3 protein-coding genes are annotated in these 2,634 nt (G+C 62.0%); 2 read left to right on the forward strand and 1 reads right to left on the reverse strand.

Translation table 11 applies throughout. From position 1 onward, the window contains the following. The first annotated feature begins 67 nt into the window (after positions 1-67). On the forward strand, positions 68-859 hold the full coding sequence (locus EN932_RS33575) for a molybdopterin-binding protein (protein WP_013531947.1): 792 nt from the start codon (positions 68-70) through the stop codon (positions 857-859). Positions 860-890: 31 nt separating this feature from the next. On the opposite strand, the gene EN932_RS33580 is transcribed toward EN932_RS33575, so the two are convergent. Further along, a complete protein-coding gene (locus EN932_RS33580) occupies positions 891-1,688 on the reverse strand; it encodes an aspartate/glutamate racemase family protein (protein WP_013531948.1) in 798 nt (265 codons plus the stop codon). Between the two features lie 236 nt (positions 1,689-1,924). Here EN932_RS33580 and EN932_RS33585 point away from each other — a divergent pair. Next, positions 1,925-2,634 (forward strand): FAD-dependent oxidoreductase (locus EN932_RS33585; protein WP_245483378.1); only part of this gene is annotated, 710 nt, incomplete at its 3' end.

The raw sequence follows: 2,634 nt of genomic DNA on the forward strand, positions 1-2,634 counted from the left end.
ATCACCGGCTGGTACCGCACCGATCCTCCCGCACAGGACGACAATACAGCCGAGAGGAGTGCCTGACATGGCGAAGTTTGAGATCAGCCGCCGCAAATTCCTGACCGCTGCCGGCCTTGGCGCTTCCGGTATCATGCTGTCGGGCTGCGACGCCTTTGACAGCCAGCTAAGCGTCGGCAGCGGCCTGCGCAGTTTCCTCGAAAACGCCAATGGCCTGACATACCGGGCGCAACGCCTGCTCGCCGGACGCGGTGCGCTGGCGCCGGAATTCACCGAGGCCGATATCCGCCAGCCGCAGCGGCCGAACGGCGTCACCGCTCCCGATGACGACGTCTACAAGGGCCTGCTCGCCAACAATTTCGCCGACTGGCGTCTGGAAGTGACGGGTCTTGTCGAAAAGCCGCTGTCGCTCAGCCGCGAGCAGCTCCAGAACATGCCAAGCCGCACCCAGATCACCCGCCATGACTGCGTCGAAGGCTGGAGCTGCATAGCCAAATGGACCGGCACGCCGCTGTCGCTGGTGCTGGACCAGGCGGTGGTCAAACCGCAGGCGCGCTATGTCATGTTCCATTGCCTCGACACGATCGACCGCAGCCTGTCGGGCGACATCAAATATTACGGCACCATCGACCTCATCGATGCCCGTCACCCGCAGACGATCCTCGCCTACGGCCTGAACGGCAAGCCGCTGCCGGTCGAGAACGGCGCGCCGCTGCGGGTTCGCGTCGAGCGCCAGCTCGGCTACAAGATGCCGAAATATCTCTACAAGATCGAACTGGTCGACGGCTTTGCCGATGTCGGCGGTGGCAGGGGCGGCTATTGGGAAGACAATGGCTATGACTGGTACGGCGGGATCTGAGCTGCACACCGCAAATCCGGCGCTGAAGATGCTAGCCTAGCGAGCGGCGAAACAGCTCGCCTTTTCCGGCAATCTGCTCGCCAATGCCGCCAAGCCGCAGCATATGCCAGGCAAGTGCATGGTTGCTGGAGGTGACCGGTTTCCCCAACTCCTTCTCGACCTCCTCGATGATGCGGGCAACGCGCATGCTGGTGCAGGAAACGAACACCGCATCACAGTCGCTCGACGCACCGATTTCCAAGATGGCCTGCTTGACCGATGCCGGCGTGATGCGTGCAACGACATTGTCGTCCGCCTCGTTGAAGGAGCCCATGACCGGAATATCCATCCCCCGCGCCATCAGCGATGCCCGCAGCGAATGATTGATTTTCGCCAAGTAAGGGGTGAGCAGCGCGATCCTCGAGACCCCCAGGGCCTTCAGCGCGGCGCGTGCCGCGGTCACCGGATTGGTCACCTGCACACCAGGCAGCACCTCGTGAACGCGCTCGGCAACCTTATCCTCGCCGATGACCAGCGCTCCCGACGTGCAGGCAAAGCCGATCACATCGAACTTGACGTCGGGCAAGAGTCCCACCGTTGCCGGGATTACCGCCGACATTTTCATCAGGTTTTCCGGTGTGATCTCGACATCGCTGTAGAGCCGCGCCTCGTACAGCGCGATGTCGCGCGCGGGCAGCGCATACCGGAATTCATCCTCGATGGTCTGGTCGGTCCGCAGCACGAGCAGGCCGAGATTGGCGCGCGTGCCGATACCGTCATCGGTCTTGAACGGAATGTGTTCCTTGTCGAGGACAAGCGTGTCGTCGGCGCGGCTAACCGGGGCGTCCATGGCGCAGTCCCCTCCCTGATGCCAATCAGAATTGTCGACAATAGAAACGGCGATATTGCCGAAACTGTCAAGGGCTCTGTGCAGATCCTGGGAACCGGTAAACGCCTGAATTTTGCGCTTGCGCGGATCGCTTGTCCGTCGCCGACCCATTCACCGTTGACAGGGATCGGCGTCTTCCTATTGAATTGTCGACAATAGGAACACACCCCTTCGGGACAGCAATGCGCGTATTGATCTTGGGCGGCGGCGTGGTCGGGATCACCACCGCTTATCAGTTGCAAAAGGACGGCCACGCGGTCACTGTTCTCGAGCAGGCACCGCAGGTGGCCGAGGGCGCGAGCTGGGCAAATGCAGGCATGATCGCGCCCGGTCACTCCTTCGTCTGGTCATCACCAGCCGCGCCAAAAATCCTGCTGAAGTCGCTGTTCCTGAAAGACCAGGCGCTTCGCTTCAAACTTTCCGCCGACCCGCATCTCTACAGCTGGTCGCTGCGCTTCCTCAGGGAATGCACGGCCGCCAAAGCGCGTCGCAACACCCTCCTCAAACATCGGCTTGCGGTCCATTCCCAATCGGTCCTGCAGGCGGTCGTCAGGGAAGAATCGATCCAATACGACAGGACCTCGGCCGGCATCCTTTACTTCCACCGCAGCCGTCAGGCGCTCGACAAGGGCGTCGCCAACATGCGCCTGCTGGAGGCCGACGGCCAGGAGATCCGCATTGTCGACGCACAGGAAATCATTGACCGCGAGCCGGCGCTGGCTTCGTCGCGCGGCAGCATTGCCGGCGGCATAATGTGTCCAACCGATGAAACCGGCGACGCCGCCAAGTTCACGCGCGCGCTGGCGGCCATCGTCGAAACGAGGGGCGGCAAGATCCTGACAAGCACGAGGATCGTCGGGATCGAACGCAGGAATGACGCGATCATCCAGGTCGTCACCGACAAGGG

Source organism: Mesorhizobium sp. M7A.F.Ca.US.002.01.1.1 (assembly GCF_004022955.1).
In the GTDB taxonomy this organism is placed as follows: Bacteria; Pseudomonadota; Alphaproteobacteria; order Rhizobiales; family Rhizobiaceae; genus Mesorhizobium; species Mesorhizobium ciceri.